General features: G+C 46.6%; 14 protein-coding genes. 2 read left to right on the plus strand and 12 right to left on the minus strand.

Annotation, left to right across the window (positions count from 1 at the left end; all coding sequences use genetic code 11):
- Nucleotides 1–18: 18 nt before the first annotated feature.
- Nucleotides 19–1,671: a diguanylate cyclase gene (locus ACDE64_RS11940; protein WP_411350189.1), complete on the minus strand. Its 1,653-nt coding sequence runs from the start codon at nucleotides 1,669–1,671 to the stop codon at nucleotides 19–21.
- Nucleotides 1,672–2,052: 381 nt separating this feature from the next.
- On the opposite strand from ACDE64_RS11940, the gene coaA reads away from it, so the two are divergent.
- Nucleotides 2,053–2,982, plus strand: coding sequence for a type I pantothenate kinase (coaA, locus tag ACDE64_RS11945; protein WP_411342430.1), 930 nt, complete (start codon nucleotides 2,053–2,055; stop codon nucleotides 2,980–2,982).
- Between the two features lie 50 nt (nucleotides 2,983–3,032).
- Nucleotides 3,033–3,404, plus strand: coding sequence for a DUF423 domain-containing protein (locus ACDE64_RS11950; protein WP_411350190.1), 372 nt, complete (start codon nucleotides 3,033–3,035; stop codon nucleotides 3,402–3,404).
- A gap of 224 nt (nucleotides 3,405–3,628) precedes the next feature.
- Here ACDE64_RS11950 and ACDE64_RS11955 read toward each other — a convergent pair whose 3' ends face one another.
- The 11 genes from ACDE64_RS11955 to ACDE64_RS12005 form a co-directional block, all read right to left on the minus strand.
- Nucleotides 3,629–6,439 (minus strand): chitinase N-terminal domain-containing protein, encoded by a 2,811-nt coding sequence (locus tag ACDE64_RS11955; protein WP_411350191.1) that lies wholly within the window; start codon nucleotides 6,437–6,439, stop codon nucleotides 3,629–3,631.
- Between the two features lie 314 nt (nucleotides 6,440–6,753).
- Nucleotides 6,754–7,857, minus strand: a complete 1,104-nt coding sequence (locus ACDE64_RS11960) for an AI-2E family transporter (RefSeq protein WP_411350192.1) — start codon at nucleotides 7,855–7,857, stop codon at nucleotides 6,754–6,756.
- A gap of 77 nt (nucleotides 7,858–7,934) precedes the next feature.
- Complete coding sequence (locus ACDE64_RS11965; RefSeq protein ID WP_411350279.1) at nucleotides 7,935–8,813, minus strand: fumarylacetoacetate hydrolase family protein; 879 nt, start codon at nucleotides 8,811–8,813, stop codon at nucleotides 7,935–7,937.
- Nucleotides 8,814–8,960: 147 nt separating this feature from the next.
- The gene (locus ACDE64_RS11970) at nucleotides 8,961–9,272 is read right to left on the minus strand and encodes an L-rhamnose mutarotase (RefSeq protein ID WP_411350193.1); all 312 of its coding nucleotides are present in this window, start codon (nucleotides 9,270–9,272) and stop codon (nucleotides 8,961–8,963) included.
- 119 nt (nucleotides 9,273–9,391) lie between these two features.
- Entirely contained in the window at nucleotides 9,392–10,267 is an 876-nt protein-coding gene (locus ACDE64_RS11975) for an MBL fold metallo-hydrolase (RefSeq protein WP_411350194.1), read from the minus strand.
- A 214-nt stretch (nucleotides 10,268–10,481) separates the two neighbouring features.
- Complete coding sequence (bshB2, locus tag ACDE64_RS11980; protein ID WP_411342437.1) at nucleotides 10,482–11,165, minus strand: bacillithiol biosynthesis deacetylase BshB2; 684 nt, start codon at nucleotides 11,163–11,165, stop codon at nucleotides 10,482–10,484.
- A gap of 20 nt (nucleotides 11,166–11,185) precedes the next feature.
- Nucleotides 11,186–11,533: a YojF family protein gene (locus tag ACDE64_RS11985; RefSeq protein ID WP_411346774.1), complete on the minus strand. Its 348-nt coding sequence runs from the start codon at nucleotides 11,531–11,533 to the stop codon at nucleotides 11,186–11,188.
- A 275-nt stretch (nucleotides 11,534–11,808) separates the two neighbouring features.
- Nucleotides 11,809–12,921, minus strand: coding sequence for a rhamnogalacturonan acetylesterase (locus ACDE64_RS11990; RefSeq protein ID WP_411350280.1), 1,113 nt, complete (start codon nucleotides 12,919–12,921; stop codon nucleotides 11,809–11,811).
- 468 nt (nucleotides 12,922–13,389) lie between these two features.
- Nucleotides 13,390–13,818, minus strand: coding sequence for a universal stress protein (locus ACDE64_RS11995; protein WP_411346905.1), 429 nt, complete (start codon nucleotides 13,816–13,818; stop codon nucleotides 13,390–13,392).
- Between the two features lie 16 nt (nucleotides 13,819–13,834).
- Nucleotides 13,835–14,929, minus strand: coding sequence for a YhgE/Pip domain-containing protein (locus ACDE64_RS12000; protein ID WP_411346906.1), 1,095 nt, complete (start codon nucleotides 14,927–14,929; stop codon nucleotides 13,835–13,837).
- A 97-nt stretch (nucleotides 14,930–15,026) separates the two neighbouring features.
- Entirely contained in the window at nucleotides 15,027–15,458 is a 432-nt protein-coding gene (locus ACDE64_RS12005; RefSeq protein WP_411346907.1) for a MarR family winged helix-turn-helix transcriptional regulator, read from the minus strand.
- Nucleotides 15,459–15,529: the final 71 nt, after the last annotated feature.

Here is a 15,529-nt window from a genome sequence, read left to right on the forward strand (position 1 = left end):
TAAAATCCAGCTTTTGCATTAACTGACGGACTTGCAACCGACAACCCGATTGCGTCCGCCGCGTTTCGCTTCGTATAGATTGTGATCAGCAATGGATAACAGTTCTGTACGCGTAATGCGCGTCCCGTCCGTTGTGCTCACTCCGAGGCTGGCTGTCACTGACATCTTACCAGTGATTGAACTCCAATCCGCCGAACGAATCGCCTGACATAATCGATTAGCATAGAGCATACCCTGCTCCGCATCCGTATCTTTGAATACCGCTAGGAATTCCTCACCACCAATTCGTGCCAGTGCAGAAGAAGATGGAGCCGTAAGCGACATAATTTTGGCAAGGTGAACCAGTACGGTATCGCCGACCTGGTGAGAAAATGTATCGTTGATTTCTTTAAAATGATCCAGATCAATCAGCACCGCGGTCACTGGTTGCCCGCTAATAAGCGACTGACTGAGCAACTCATCCAGATACGGATCCATAAAGCGACGATTGTGCAATCCAGTTAATGGATCACGCTGCGCCATCTCCTTGAAATATTCACTATCTCGCCTTGCTTCTTCTGCATCGAATGTAATTTGCAAAATCCGTGCCCGCGCTTCCCGTTCAGCGGAGCGCTTGGCTTCATTTTCCTGATGATACAGCTTGTGCTCCTCATAAGCACGGCGATAATCACCAGTAGCGGCATACATCTCCGATTGCTGCAATCGCACCCGTACCATCAATCCAGACAATCCTTGCTCCCGGCACATATGTCTCGCTTCATTCAGCGTTTTCTGCGCTTGCTTGAGATTGCCTTGCAGTCGCTGTGCTTCTGCTGTAGTCAGCAGGCATTCCGGCAAGACGCTCAGATCGCCCAGACGACGACTAAGCGGATCATTGACAAGTGGAGCAAGTGTGGCTTCTGCCTTTTCCGGATGACCTAGCAACAATTCGATCACTGCAATCGTATCTAGGTGGGAAGCATTCAACTCTACATGATTGCGTTTGGCAATATCACGCAATTCGCATGCAAGACGATATGCTTCTTCCCCCTTACCTTCTTCACAGCGGCTGTACGCCATATTGTTGAGCGCGAACAACGCCAGCTGTACATCGTCTGTAATGGTAGCGATCTCCAGCACTTCGTTAAAATGCTTAATAGAATCTTCATATGCTCCCACTTCATCCAGCGTTAAGCCAATCATCATCAGATGGTCGGCGCGCAGCGAGAGTAGCGCATGATCTGGTAACTGCTGCATACTAATAATCGCATGCTGCAATGCGCTCTCATTATCACCAAGTCGGCGGAAGAATCCTGCCAGCAGGCGATGGCTACGCGCCAAAATATGCTTGTGTCCGTTACGCTCCGCCCACTCATTACTCTGACGGATAATACGACCAGCTTCTGCTACTTTCCCCTGTCGTGCCATGATATCGGCTTGAATCAGCTTTGTCCGAATCATCAGCGCCTCATCACCAAGCTCTTCCGCGATTGCCAGTGCAGGCTGTACAGCCGATACCGATGCATTCACATTACGATAAGGAAGCAATTCGAGTGTATCCAGCATGGCTACAAACGCTTCTGACGAGTGAAGATCGACCGACTCTCCTATTTGTTGAGCGGTATTCTCTCCTGACTGCGGCGTCTGCTCCTGCCGGGGTGAGGTTGATTGGTTATGGATTGGTTTGGACATACTGCTTCCTCCTTCATGACATGCACAGCACCAGCTTGCTTCGTTTATTCATTCGTAGTCGGTATAATCTGGATAATGTATTTAAAAAATATAAATCTATATAGGACAAATGCTTGTGTTATGTAATCCAAATGGGTTAAAAAACAAATATTTTTAATAATATACACGTTTATATAGTAACTCACGCATCATTTTATAAATCTATTACTAACTATAGCTCAATGGATTATGTATGATAAGTCCTTTTTTTCACTTTTCCTTTACATTCTGCAAACATTTTTTTATTTTGAAGTCATTTGCATCTTTTCCATTTGCCTAATGGGGTTTTTTTGCGGTACATTGGGTACATTGGAAATAAAACATTGCAGAAAGTGAGAGCACATGAGACGTTATTCGCCATACATCGAATTTGATCGTCAGGATTGGGCTGACCTGAGCGATCATTCCACACCATTACCTTTAACCGAACAGGAGCTAGAGCAGCTCAAAGGATTAAATGAGCATGTCTCGCTGCAAGAAGTGCAGGAGATCTATCTGCCGCTCACACACCTGATTCATCTCTATGTAGGCGCTTCACAGCAGCTGCATGAAATGACCAGCCATTTTCTAGGCAAAAAAGCACGTAAAACACCATTCATTATCGGTATCGCCGGCAGCGTCGCTGTAGGCAAGAGCACGACAGCACGTTTACTGCAAACGCTCTTATCGCGCTGGCACACTCATCAGAAGGTCGATCTGGTAACGACAGACGGATTTCTGTACCCGAATGCTATCTTGGAAGAGAACGGCATTATGAACCGTAAAGGCTTCCCAGAAAGCTACGATATTAAGCGGCTAATTACCTTTATGGGCGATATCAAGTCTGGTAAACCGAATGTACGCGCTCCACGCTACTCGCACCTGACTTACGATATTTTGCAAGGCGAGGAAAGTGTGATCAACAACCCCGACATCCTGATCGTCGAGGGTATTAATGTGCTGCAAGTGAAGAAGGAAAGCCCTTTGTTCGTCAGCGACTTTTTCGATTTCTCCATTTTTATTGATGCGGATGAGAAGAATATTGCCCGCTGGTATATCGAACGATTCCAATTGTTGCGCCAGACTGCTTTTCAGAACCCGGAATCCTACTTCCATGGACGATTCTCCAACTTATCCGAAGAGGAAGCACATGCGGTTGCCAAGCATACATGGAGCAGCATTAACGCCAAAAATCTGCATGAGAATATTTTGCCAACCAAAGGACGCGCACAGCTAATTTTAAAAAAAGAAGCAGATCATGCCATTCAGCACATCTATCTACGCAAATTATAACAAAAAAGATTATTGTACTTATACTTACAATTTTGATGGAGGATGTATTCATGCACATACTTATTGTCATTGGCTCGATTATGATGTTTCTTGCCGTAGCGATCGGCGCATTCGGCGCCCACGCGCTCAAGCCAAAGCTCACCCCCGAAATGTTAAAAATTTATGAAACCGGTGTTCAATATCATCTCATCCACGGGCTTGGTATCATTCTGACTGCGGTGATTGGCATCGTATTGCCATCCGCAAGCGGATTGGCTACAGCCGCAGGTTGGTGTCTGCTCGGCGGGATTGTACTCTTCTCTGGTAGTCTGTATGTGCTCAGTCTGAGCGGCATACGAAAGCTGGGCGCGATTACACCGCTAGGCGGTCTGTTATTCATCGCAGGCTGGATTGTGCTGGTAATAGCAGCAGTTCAGGCATAAGTTCTTCACTCTGCTGATTGCTCTGTATGAACATTTCTTATGTTCATTTTCCCGATTGACTATAGAGGCTTCCTACTCAAATTCACGTTCTCTCTATACATTTAATAATGAATACTTATGAAAAGTATGTAAGGAAACGCCCCGGCGATTGCTGCCTGACCCGTAAGGGATGGAGCAACTGTTCGGGGCGTTTTGAATATTATGCAAAAATCCTTGCTTGACGATTATTGTGTAACGTTTACCGTCAGTGGCTCACTGGATGTGGAACCAGAAGCATTTACCAGCTCTGCTGTGTATACATACTGACCCGGTGCTTTGCCGGAAATATTGGATACAGCGCTCTGCGCTTGCGGTGTGGCAGACTTCAACTGCTGTGTATCCACCAGCTTGCCATTTTCATATAAACGGTATTCGGTTGCATTGGTGCCCCACCATAGATTGGTCGTCAGCTGATAGTTGCCATCGCCATCCCAGTTGTCGCTTGCGAGCACAGGCTTGCCTGGATTCGCATCAGTCACTTTGACGGTTAGCGGCTGGCTTTTTGTTGTGCCATAACTATTGGTCAATTCCAATACATACGTATAGGTGCCATTGACTTTGCCAGTAACGGCAGTGCTGATCTGTTGCGCATTAGGGGATTGGTCAGACAGTTTGCCACTGGATATTACTTGATCATTTTCATACAGCTTATACGATGAACCGTTGTTGCCCCACCACATATTCATCGTAATATGGTAGTCGCCATCCAACAAGCCAGTATCATGACCATTATCATCGGACAGGACAGGAGTACCCGGTACGCCTGTTGCCTGCGGTTGTTCAGTTGGTGGTTCTGGCGTCGGTTCTTCTTCAACTTTCTCCAGATCAATCAGTCCACGCGGCTTCAGCTGGAAGCTGTCTTTGAAGATCGCTGCAACGCCGCTAATATTCACCACATCCCCTGCTTGATAAGGGAATGCTGATTGTGTCAGACCAGTACGTGCATCGACACGTACATGCGTCGTAACTGCCTGTGGTGTATATACATCACTCGTCACATCAAATTCAAAAGAACCTGTCGGTGTAGCACTTACGATATTGCTAATGGTTACTTTGTTCAGTTGCACCAATTGCCCTTGATTGTACGCATCTACCGTTACAGCGCTAACTGGCTGCGGCAATGCGGATGTTCCTTTTTTCTCCAAAGCAATTGGATCGGTTAATTCCAGTTCTGCATTGTAAATAGTCGTCGGTGCCGTAATGCGAATCACATCGCCTGGAGCAAATCCCGTTTGATTCTGATATACATAAATGCCGCCTGTTTGATCTTGAATATAAAACGCCTGTCCGCCAAAAGAACCCGGCGTTGTCGTTACAACACCTTCAACAGTTACGAGCGTATTGGCACTCTGGCTACGTGCACTGGAAATGGTACTGAGTGCCGGAATCTGCACACCGCCATTATCCTGTGGCAACGGTTCAGCTGGTACGTTGGCAATCGTAACCTGCTTGGTCAGCAGATTGCTGCCATTTTGACGCAGACGCAGACTTGCCGCTCCAGTTGTACCCGGTTTGATACGCACAGTCAGGTCTTTGATCGCATGACCTTTACTGTCTGCGGTCAGACTGTAGCTAGAGCTGTAGCCGTACGAAGTTGGCCATGTGCCATCTGCATTTTGAATCTGTGCAACTTGTGTACCACCCGTTACAAAGATACCTGCACTGAAGCCGGTTACGGTACTGTTAGGCGTCAAATCGTCAGCTACGATGCGAATCTGGAATTGCTCAGCATTCGGCAATTGCTCCTGATGCACCAGACTGTAGGTTGGGTTAGAGACACTGACTGTGCTGCCAAACGAACCTGGTTTAAATGTGGATGTATCCCACCATTTGTACCCAGCTGCCGGTGCTGCCCACGGTTCTGCCTGCGGTTCGGTTGACGTCTGTGGCGTTTCAATAGCCAGCAGTTGCGTCGGTTGATCCAATTGCAGTCCGTCCACTTGATCCAGACTTGTGTAGCTCTCATCACGAGACAGCCAGTTCACTGTGTTGACGAGCAGCTTGCCATCATCTACTTCTTTGAAGCCATCATATGTCGTTTTCTTGGCACCTGTTTCCTCGCGCAGGTATTTGGGCGTTACATCTTCGACAGGTGAAGAATCACCGATAAAAGCTGCTTTACCGCCACCCAGCTTGGATACTGCTACATAAGGTCCTTCGGCTACGCCGCCACCATTGTAGACACCCTGATCAACCGCATTGCCCCATGCTTCTTTCGTTTCCGGCAGATAAACGATACCTTTGGCTTTGGTTGGATCGGTAATCGCCAGTGTAGAGCCAGCGTGCATCGCTACACTGCTTACCCCTTCTGTGATGCCAAACGCCTGAGCTGGCGCTACGATATTGTTAGCGTTAATATCGCCAAGTGCATTGTAACGGAAACGCACGCCAAAGTTGTTGGACAGCCAATCAGAGCTGACAACATCTTTCATCGCAGCCGAATTGCGTTCCTCGTCAGACATGCCTTTTGCCGGGTCTTCCCATGCACCGCGACGATAACCGTTAATAACTTCGGAGCCGTCCCAGCGGTTTTTGTTACGATCCGCGTTGTAATGATCGCCAATGAAGAAGATGCTGCCGCCATTTTCCACGTATTGCTTCATCACAGCCTGTTCACTCGTTTTGAACGGGACGTTCGGCTCCGCGATAACAAATACATCATATGGACTCAGATCGGCATATGTAAATGAAGACGTTTTGCGCAGTTCTTTGACATAATACCCATCATTCGCCAGCGCATTGGCAAAGTCAGAGAATCCGCCATCAATGACCCAGTCTGCTGCCCCCGCCGTCTGTGCATGCGTATTATCGAACAGCACCTTTTTCCCTGCATTTTGATTGACAACTTTGGCTTCGATATACGGAGCCGGATCGCTTGCCGTCTCAGCGTGCGCAACGCCGCCCCCTGTCAACAGTGCCGTCGGCAACGGCATCGCCAGTGATAATGCCAGCAGACTTGTCGCCCATTTGGATCTAAACCCATTCCATGTAAGCATACATTTCCTCCTATGTATATAAAATTGAGATAACATTACTATATTATCATCGAAATATAGTAAAATGTATTTATTTTTGTAAATTTTTAATCAATAAGGATATGTAAATTTAATGTTTACTCACATGAATATAAGGAAATGATTGAATATTCAGTTTGAATTTACTGAAAACGTGAATATAGTTTACACAAGGAGCGATCTATTTCGTTTTACTCATCAAGCTATACTCCAACAAGCGCTGTTATATGAGAAACACAAAAAAAAACACGCCCCACTTTCGGAGCGTGTTCCTATATTTAGTATGTTCCAACTTGTTATTCTGGTAATTTCTCCGAAGCAGTGATGCCTGATTCTACAGAATGGTCGGCTGCAACTGGGGCAGGCGGATCTTTGCGCTTGTTGCCGCGATTCACTCCGATCAGATCAAGGAAGAACACAAACAGCGGAATACCGATAATCAATCCCCAAGGTCCGATAAAATGTTCGGAGAAGATCAGAATGACAAATGTATAAAATACCGGTAAATTCGTCTTGCTGGACATAAGTTTTGGATTGAGCAAATAAGCCTCAATCGCATGAATGACCAGAATCAGAATGAACAGATACAACAAGTATTTGATGCCGCCTACACTTAGCGCTGTCAATCCTAGCGGGATCAGCGAGATGAATACACCTGCTACCGGTACAAGACCGAGTACGAATACGATAACGGCAAGTCCGATTAGATTCGGGAAACCCATAATCCAGAGTGCGCTAATTGTCAGAATCGTATTAATAAATGAAATCAGCAGCTGCGCTTCGATAACTTTGCCAAATGTATTCAAAAACATACTGCCAAAATAGCCCACTTCTCGGAAAAACCAGCTCAGCTTGCTATCCTGAAAGGAAGCGGTAAACCTTGCAATATGCGAGCGATCCAGCAAGAAAAATAGACTGAGCAGCAGCGCGATAAACAACTGCGAACCAATCTGGCTGATCTTTAGCAATACAGTAAAGCCCGGACCGATAAACTGTCCAATATGCTCCAGCATCTGCTCAATATTAAGCGTACGCAGTAATTCCACTACATAATGATTCCATTTGGTATCCTGTGGGTTCGTATATACTCCTTGAATCAGCCCATATACTTGAGCAACCTGCATGCTAATGGTCGGCACCATCCGATAAATCCCCCAGCCGATCACACCAAGCAGTACTACATAGACAAGCGGTATAACAAAAAATGGCGATACATTCGGTACGACCTTCTGAAATGTCTTCATCACACCATTGTACAGACTGCCAATCAGAATGGTCAGCAGCAATGTCATCAGAATGATATTCATCATACTCGACATTGAATAGATGATCAGAATCAGAATCGCTAGTACGATAATCCGCCTGATTCCCTCATGGTTAATCCATTCCCTAAACTTCATCCACAGACCCCTTCTCTATTTCAGTCCACTACCTCCATCATACCGTGTTTAGCGTTTGCTGTCACCGCATTCCTGTACTAGACAAATGTATTGGTCAATTGACCCAGCTTTTCAATTTCAATCGTAACGGTATCGCCAGCGGTCAGCCAGTGTTGCTGTTCCTTCGGCTGTCCGAGAATAACGCCTTCCGGTGTACCCGTTAAGATTAGATCGCCCGGCTGCAACGTCATATGACGGGATAGATAATGGATAATCTCATCACAATGGAAGATCATATCGGATGTATTAGATTGCTGCACGGTTTCCCCATTACGACGTGCCGCAATATGCAACTGATTCGGATCACCGACTTCATCTGCGGTAACAAGATAAGGACCAATCGGTGCAAAGCGCTCGCATGTTTTGCCAAGTAACCACTGACTAGCACGCATTTGCAGATCGCGTGCGGACACATCGTTGGCAGCACAATATCCGAAGACATAATCCAGCGCATCCTGACGACTCACATTGCGCGCTTGTCGCCCGATAACGATACACAGCTCGGCTTCGTAATCGACCTGCTTACTCTCCTCTGGCAGCGGCACGTCATCACCGTGCGCCGCAACCGTATCCGAGAATTTGCTGAATACAACCGGCGTTTCCGGTTCAGGCATGTTCGTCTCTGCTGCGTGTTTGCGATAATTCAGACCGATGCAGATCACTTTGCCCGGCTGTGGTACACACGGTAACCAACGCAGCATATTTTCATCCAGCAACTCGGTTGTTAATTCAGACAGATGGGTATCCAGTATCGTCTGGATATCGGTATGTAGGTTGGATGCGCTTAGCAATTCTTCAATACGTTGCGGCAATGGTTGACTGCTGTAGCGAGCCAGACTTGGCAAAGGAATAACGCCATGCTCCAATCTAATGCCAATCGTAGGCTGTCCTTTCCATTCATAATGTACATATTTCATCACAAATACACCTCCAACATCTATGATGACAGGTTGGAGGTGCGGATACAACTTTTTCGATCACAGTGTAATGCAAATTTGGTATCCAAACGTATCCGACTAGCGTAGTTTATACTGTACGCTTGGCTGTCACGAGTAATTGGGCTGTTACGAGTGATAATGAAACACTTCCGGGATATCATGCGATGTACTACCATGTTCATTCACGATCAGCAGATCAGACATATACTCCTGCCAGCGCTTATTAGCAGGGTGTTCGGCAAGCGCATCCATCGCTTTGCGATAATTCTCCACTTCCATATAAGCAAACAGTGTACCTTCATGCAAAAAGATACTATACGTGAAGATGCCCACTTCGCCAAATGCCTGCAACAATTCTGGATATACTGCTTCATGACGCTTGATATACTCGTCCCGATCCTCCGGGCGAATCTTCAATACAAATGATACTCGTTCCATCCATCATACACTCCTTTGATTCGTAGTCTTAGCTTACTTTCTAAATTGTAAGCGTTATCTCAATCAAAATCAAAGGGTATCCAACATTTGTTTATTTCTGCTTTTTTCTATTTATTTGTTTACTTATCATCCAATCCCGGTGGTGTATCTGTAGGATGATCGACATATTTACCGTGCGCTGGTCTTGCCCATTCGTCAAAGTGCTCTGCCAATCCTGTCAGTGATGCCGCTAGCTCAGGTCCAACGATTGGCTGTCCATGACCAGTCAAGGCACTTTCCGGTTCGAGCGAAGCCAGACGTTGTACCGATTCGCGAGCCGCATCCCAATCGGTTGTCGCATAACGCGGCGGTCCACACAGTTCCCGTTTCTGAATCAAACTATCCCATAGCTTGTCCTGATCTACTGTGATGAAGGCATCGCCTGCCAGCAGCATCTTATCCTGTTCACGGAACAGCGAGATATGACCAGGAGCATGACCCGGTGTATGAATCCAGCGCCATTCTGGTAAACCCGGTACACTGTTATCAACCGGCAGATTGTGAATATACGGTCGCAGATCAATCGGTTGATTCGGGAAGACGGCTGACAATTTGGAATTGAGTCCACCTTCGACACCCGGATCATAGCTAGGGTAGCGTGATTCACCAGTCAAAAATGGCATTTCCAGTGCATGCGCATAAACAGGTACATCCCATTTTTCCGCCAATTCTACAACTGAACCAGCATGATCAAAGTGTCCATGAGTCAGAATGATCGCCTTAGGTCTTGCTCCTGTACCGAACCGTTCATTGGCAACTTTAATAATTTTGGACGCAGATTGCGGCAAGCCTGTATCCACCAGCACCCAATCGCGCAGACTACCTGGCTTCCCAATAAATGCTACATTAACAAATTGCAGCGTCAGCCCGTACACATCTTCCCGCAGCTCTACTTCATCTCCACTACCTACGGTCGTCATCGGAATTTTCAGATGTTTGAGCGGATTCTCAGCCATGTCGATCTCCTCCTTCAAAGTTGAATTGCTTATGGTATTATTACCCAACTGTTGCATACGCATTCACTTTGCGACAATACGTCTTTTCCTTTGTAACATTCATAATTGTAGACATACAAAAACCGGCTATGCTCCCATGAGCACAGCCGGTTTGATTGATCCATATATCGCTTGGATCATTTTTTAGATACTTGGATATCGTAGTGCAATGCTGTTAGGCATTAGGATAATTCGTATACGTCCAAAAGCGCTCGCGGCTAAAGCGTTCACGTAGCTCACGATCCAGCTTTTTGCTTTTGCCCAGTTCGCCGGGAGATGGAAATTGGGAATGATGCGCATGGATAGAGTTCAACTTCGTTTGTACAAAATCACCCACATCATTTTCCACATCAGGGAAACCAATCTCATCTGTGCAATTACGGGAAAATGCCATCGTATACAGCGGGGGACGTTCCGCTTCCGGCAGGCGGCTCATCGCACGAACGACCGCAGCTCCAGTTGCATCGTGGTCGGGATGTACACTGTACCCCGGATAAAAGGTAAATACCGCAGATGGCTTCAACTCATGGATCAGATCCAGAATCGAGCCGTCCAGTACGGTACGATCTTCAAATTCGATTGTTTTATCGTGAAAGCCCATCATGCGCAAATCTTGAATCCCGATTGCTTCGACGGACTTTTGCAATTCACCACGGCGAATATTCGGCAATTCTACACGGTTCGTAAATGGTGGTGTACCCATATTGCGTCCCATTTGACCGAGTGTCAGGCAGGCATATGTTACTTCGCCGCCATCTTGAATATGTTTAGCAAGCGTACCGGATAGACTGAAGCATTCGTCATCCGGGTGCGGAAGCACAACGAGCACGCGTGAATTGGCAGGAATGTGTAACTTCATCTGTTTCATCTCCTCACTCATTAGAACGGCTCCTTGCTCAGTTGCAGTGCTACAACCAGTTTGCCTTGAGCATCATGACCGGCAAGCAGCAGGCGCTCCTGTTCACTATCTTCATAATGAGTCAGTCCTTCTGAATAGACCCAACCTTGTTCCATCTTCAAACCGACACGGAAAAACGGTGATTTTTCGGAAATGGAGCCTGTGCTGTAACGAATCTGCGCATTGTTGATAAATGTCGCGGATGGGTGCTTGCTGCTATCCAAATGAGAGGCATAAGCACCAGTCGTCATTTCGAGGTGAATATACAAATCCTGATCCTGAAGCTCGTTCAAACGGCGCTGGATCAATACCGGATCGATTAGCTGCATTGTCATCTTTATCTTCCTCCATATCCTTGCAAAAATACTTATCATATTATACTACATTATTTTTCGTATGTATAAGGCTCGTTTGAAGCGGCAGGCAAAAGAGGACAGCCCAACGCCTACTTGGCGCTGTATTTCGCTGTCCTCGCATGTACATTCACGAAATGTTTACGTTAACATTTTAACATATCCATCATCTGAAATCGGATACTTTGTGGTCTTGTTGCTATTGCTTTTGTTGTTGATGTTTATAACAAGCAGGAATTCACACAGTCAGATTACTGATACAATCCCTGTCGTTTCAATTCTTCTACCACAAGCCGAGCAAGTTGGGCGGCTCCGGCACGGTTTGGATGCAGCGTATCACCCTCCATGTATAGTGCGAGTGTAGCATCTGCGCCAATCGAGGTAAAATAGGCGGAACTGAGTACATTCAGATCGACCAGCGGCACACTCTCCTCCGAAGCCAGTGCAACGGTGGCGGCGCGATACCATCTGCCTTCGGCGTTATGTACGCCTGCGCTGTTAAAATCGGTTGCACGTCCCTGCGGTGTCGATAATACGACGGTAGCGCCTTTTGCCTTCACCTGTCGGATCATATCGCGCATAATATCTTTGAATTGCGCTTCGGTTGTATTGTTTTTGGCATTGGTATCGTTAATGCCTAGCTGCACGATAAACATATCGCCCGGCTTGATGTATTTCAGGATTGCTTCCAGCTGTCCATCATCGCGGAAGCCACGAGCGATTTGACCGCCGGATGCCATATTGCGGACGAGGAAACGGGTTGGGTTAATATACTGTGCAAGCATCTGCCCCCAGCCGCCCTGTACGCTGGAATCTAGTGGATAATAGTTAGCAACTGTAGAATCCCCGCCTACATAGATCGTCGGACGAGTGACAGCAATCGTGGACAGCTGCTGAATCTCTAGTGAGCTTAATGTGAATGCCGCTCCTGCCTTGCCTTCGGTTACGAGCAGATTCAATTGCCCATCTGTCACCGGAATTTGAAATTGATCGACAGCATTGTTGCCTGTCATATTAATGATCTGGTAGACGCCTTCTGCCGCCACGCTGGAACGCGTCGTATTGCCAAGTGTGACTTTGACATTGTACAAACCGTTGGGTAGATCGACGTTGAAGGTATTCGTACTTTTCGTGCCAAAGGTAACGAATTGTACCGCATCACTATTCACTCCGGTGCCAGAAGACGTGACATTACGCATATTGGCAGGCGTGTTGAAGCCGTAGCCTTTTGCCGCAGTATACGCGTCTTCGGCGCGTAAGCCTGTGTAACCCGCTTCTACCGATCCACTGCCAAAATCGAATTTGTACGCCAAGGCGGCTGATGCCTGCTGCGCTGGAGCGACCGTATACAGAGCTGCCAGCATCGTTGCGCTCATTGCCAGCATCGTCGCCTTTTTCCAGATGCTGCGTTGTTGCTTGTGTGGTGCTGAATGTTCTATTACCGTGCGATTCGTGCAGCGACGTTCTTCTTTTGCATAATGTACCATCTAATCCCTCCCATTAATGTAAGCGTATTCATATTGCATGTTATACATTCGACTGTTAGACGTCGCCATCCTTTGTCCATATCAGTAATACATTATGATAATCGGGAAATGACAGGCATAAAATTATGGATAACGATATTGCAGCCATCGATGTTCCAGCCGCACTACTTGTATATCGATACCAATATACTTATGCCAAAAACCTCATACCTGCACGCACATGGCAATGCAGATCCTGAGGTTTCTGTATCATTCCGTTCCATTACATTACAATTTCAGTTCTATTACATTGCAATTCCAGTTCCATTCCATCGTTTCATCTTGATGCTATTTTACGATTTGATACTATTTTACGATGGTTACTGCACACTGAGCATGTTGAGCTACATAATGGCTAATACTGCCTAGCATCCACTCTTGAATCGTCCCCAGACCACGGCTACCAATTATGATCAGGTCCGCATTCACATGGGCGGCGTAGCGGACAATTTCCTTGCCTGCATGTCCCTGTAATACTGTGACGCGCGAAGGATGTGCAGATTGGGTCAACGCCGTCAATCGCTCTCTCACATCCTCTTCCTCCTCAGCAAAATAAGCATTCAGCTCATGCGTCGGGATGGCGAGCGGTTGCTCCAGCAGCTCCGATTGTGTGGGATCGACATACACAATATCTAGCGTAGCATGCAAGCCTTCTGCCAATCGTACCGCATGTTCTAAGGCGCGCTCTGCATGCAGGGAACCGTCATACGGTACAACAATATATTGAAATGCCATCGTTTGTGCCTCTTTTCTATTCATGATTGCCTGCGGGCTGCGTCAGGGGACTGATTGCTGGCTTGACCAACGCTGTACGCAGCACAGTAATGCCCCATGTGATCAGCGCAATCAGCAGCAGATGTGCAACAAAACTACCGATTGGTGCACCGTTGTAGATCAGTCGCAAATACCCTTGAATGGCATTCGGTGCAGGCAGGAAGGAACCGATATAACGGTAAAATGGTGTTAACATCGCAGACGGAATAATATTGCCTGCTGTCATCAATTGTAGCGGAATCAACGCTACATTAAATAGCGGTGCCGCATTGCCAAACAGTGCAAATGCCATCTGAGTGACACCAATGCTGGCAGCATATACTAGAATGTGGAATCCCCACATTTGCCAGAATGAAGCAGCTGTATCAGCGAACAATAGCGCTACACTTGTTACGATCAACGAACCGACGACAGCCACACCAAGCAAGAGAAGCTGTCTGCCCCAGAAAATCTCCCATTTACCGCGAGTCCGCTTGAGCATTATAGATGCTAGATTGAGCTGGATATTCATCGTCATCACACCGATGTACGTAACGAATCCAAGAATCATTGGCAACATCGATACAGCAAAATTACGAATGTCATGCGTCTTGACCACATTGGTCGTTACTACCTGCTTCTGCATATCACCAAATGCCTCTTTGCCAATCGCTGCTGAGATAGACGGCGCAGAGCTTTCCACTATCGACTTGGCTATATCTGAATTTGCTTGATTGACGTAATAAGACAGCTGCGTTTGTTGCTTGCTGCTACCCTGCTCACTGAATCCTGCCGGAATCTCAATGACCATCGTCAATTCACCGTTGTCCATTTGCTGCTGTGCTTGTTCAAGCGAGTTGTATATCGCCGATTGATACGGTAATTGTGAGGTCATTCCGCTAGCGATGATAGCGCCGTTCGTGCCATCTTCATTGACAATTCCGACCTTTAACTGCGCTACACGCTCAGTTGCTCCGTTATAACCAGTCATCCATACAATCGTGAATAACAGCGGTACGAATATAGCGAATACAAGCCCGATCTTCGTCTGTACAATGTTCAAAAAGTCTTTTGCTGTGTGTAATGCGTTCATTCTATCTCTCCACTCCAAGTCTTATATCAATTTTAAATAGATGTCTAGCCAATAAAAGGTTATGCATCTATTATTCTAAAAAATTTGCCGACCGTATTCAGTCGGACAAACTTTGATGAATATGATGGATCGCATTGCGCAATTGCTGCTCATCCGTATGATCCAGTCGATCATATATATCCCGATCCAGCTGCTTCATAATCGGCGCTACTTCCTGCAACAGCTTCGTACCGTCAGCAGTCAGATGCAAAATAACAGCACGGCGATCTGCCGGATCGACATGACGGGAAATCAGCTGCTTATTTTCCAGCCGCTCCAGCGTTTTGCCGATGCTCGTCTGGTCACGCTCATGAATACTGGCAAGCTTTTTTTGCGAAATGCCGTCGTATTTGCTAAGTTGATGCATAATGCCAAATTGCTCCGGGGTTATATCGAATGCGCTTAACAACTGGGAAGCTTTCTTTTTGTAAACCAGATAGGTACGTGATAACAGCAGTCCAAGCGACTGATCATCCGCATCCAGAGGCATCACAATTCCTCCTCACAAAAATACTAGCATAGCCGATAATCGACTATGCTAGTATATGATGTATATTTTAC

It is taken from the genome of Paenibacillus sp. WLX2291, assembly GCF_046603665.1.
GTDB lineage: Bacteria > Bacillota > Bacilli > Paenibacillales > Paenibacillaceae > Saccharibacillus.

Excerpts from the sequence above, each read along its gene's own strand:
- ACDE64_RS11940 (WP_411350189.1), bottom strand. The coding sequence starts at position 1,671 with ATGTCCAAACCAATCCATAACCAATCAACCTCACCCCGGCAGGAGCAG.
- coaA (WP_411342430.1), top strand. The coding sequence starts at position 2,053 with ATGAGACGTTATTCGCCATACATCGAATTTGATCGTCAGGATTGGGCT.
- ACDE64_RS11950 (WP_411350190.1), top strand. The coding sequence starts at position 3,033 with ATGCACATACTTATTGTCATTGGCTCGATTATGATGTTTCTTGCCGTA.
- ACDE64_RS11955 (WP_411350191.1), bottom strand. The coding sequence starts at position 6,439 with ATGCTTACATGGAATGGGTTTAGATCCAAATGGGCGACAAGTCTGCTG.
- ACDE64_RS11960 (WP_411350192.1), bottom strand. The coding sequence starts at position 7,857 with ATGAAGTTTAGGGAATGGATTAACCATGAGGGAATCAGGCGGATTATC.
- ACDE64_RS11965 (WP_411350279.1), bottom strand. The coding sequence starts at position 8,813 with ATGAAATATGTACATTATGAATGGAAAGGACAGCCTACGATTGGCATT.
- ACDE64_RS11970 (WP_411350193.1), bottom strand. The coding sequence starts at position 9,272 with ATGGAACGAGTATCATTTGTATTGAAGATTCGCCCGGAGGATCGGGAC.
- ACDE64_RS11975 (WP_411350194.1), bottom strand. The coding sequence starts at position 10,267 with ATGGCTGAGAATCCGCTCAAACATCTGAAAATTCCGATGACGACCGTA.
- bshB2 (WP_411342437.1), bottom strand. The coding sequence starts at position 11,165 with ATGAAGTTACACATTCCTGCCAATTCACGCGTGCTCGTTGTGCTTCCG.
- ACDE64_RS11985 (WP_411346774.1), bottom strand. The coding sequence starts at position 11,533 with ATGCAGCTAATCGATCCGGTATTGATCCAGCGCCGTTTGAACGAGCTT.
- ACDE64_RS11990 (WP_411350280.1), bottom strand. The coding sequence starts at position 12,921 with ATGCTGGCAGCTCTGTATACGGTCGCTCCAGCGCAGCAGGCATCAGCC.
- ACDE64_RS11995 (WP_411346905.1), bottom strand. The coding sequence starts at position 13,818 with ATGGCATTTCAATATATTGTTGTACCGTATGACGGTTCCCTGCATGCA.
- ACDE64_RS12000 (WP_411346906.1), bottom strand. The coding sequence starts at position 14,929 with ATGAACGCATTACACACAGCAAAAGACTTTTTGAACATTGTACAGACG.
- ACDE64_RS12005 (WP_411346907.1), bottom strand. The coding sequence starts at position 15,458 with ATGCCTCTGGATGCGGATGATCAGTCGCTTGGACTGCTGTTATCACGT.